The organism is Vibrio sp. 378 (assembly GCF_033339435.1).
This window is the reverse complement of sequence record NZ_JAWOUO010000418.1, coordinates 1-771: the sequence shown is the minus strand read 5'-3', so window position 1 is coordinate 771 and position 771 is coordinate 1. Positions and strand designations below refer to the sequence as shown.

The 771-nt window shown below is 46.0% G+C and carries 3 protein-coding genes; all 3 read left to right on the top strand.

Going from position 1 to position 771, the window contains the following annotated elements; genetic code table 11:
• The coding region (locus R7Q48_RS26680; protein ID WP_318133238.1) for a WxcM-like domain-containing protein at nucleotides 1–158 on the top strand (158 nt) is incomplete at its 5' end.
• Entirely contained in the window at nucleotides 136–606 is a 471-nt protein-coding gene (locus tag R7Q48_RS26675) for an acyltransferase (RefSeq protein WP_318133234.1), read from the top strand. The genes R7Q48_RS26680 and R7Q48_RS26675, both read left to right, overlap by 23 nt.
• A partial coding sequence (locus tag R7Q48_RS26670; protein ID WP_318133236.1) for a DegT/DnrJ/EryC1/StrS family aminotransferase occupies nucleotides 599–771 on the top strand: 173 nt, incomplete at its 3' end. The genes R7Q48_RS26675 and R7Q48_RS26670, both read left to right, overlap by 8 nt.

Genomic DNA, 771 nt, shown 5'->3' with positions numbered 1-771 from the left:
TGCATATCAAAGGCTTAAAATGGCGTGAGATGCACGACTTTTCTGAAGATTGTGTACTGATGGTTGTCGCTAGTGAATTGTATGATGAAGCCGATTATATCCGTGACTATGACACATTTCTTAAAGAGGTAGGCCATGCGAATTCATGTACTCAGTGATGTTGCTTCATCGACGATTGGCGAGGGGACGTCTATTTGGCAATTTGCCGTGGTCCTTGCTGGGGCTAAAATTGGTCGTGACTGTAATATCTGCGCGCATACCTTCATCGAGAATGATGTGGTCCTAGGAGATAGAGTCACTGTAAAGTGCGGCGTTTATCTTTGGGATGGCATTGAAATTGAAGATGATGTGTTCATTGGCCCGGCAGCTGCTTTTACGAACGACAAGTTCCCGCGTTCAAAAGTATGGCCAGAGGCATTTCCGAAAACAAAAATCCTGTCAGGCGCCTCCATCGGCGCCAATGCCACGATTTTGCCAGGCATAACCATCGGAAAAAATGCGATGGTTGGTGCAGGCAGTGTGGTCACCCGTTCAGTGCCAGACTATGCGGCTGTGGTTGGAAGCCCAGCCAAGATAGTACGTTATGTAGAGAAGAATAATGGTTAATTTTTTAGAGCTAAAGCGCTTAAATGCCGAGTACGAAGACGAATTGAAACAAGCCTGTGCACGCGTAATTGAATCTGGCTGGTATATCCTTGGCAAGGAAACGGAACAGTTTGAACAAGCATTTGCTGACTACTGTGGAGTTAAACACTGTATAGGCGTTGCGAA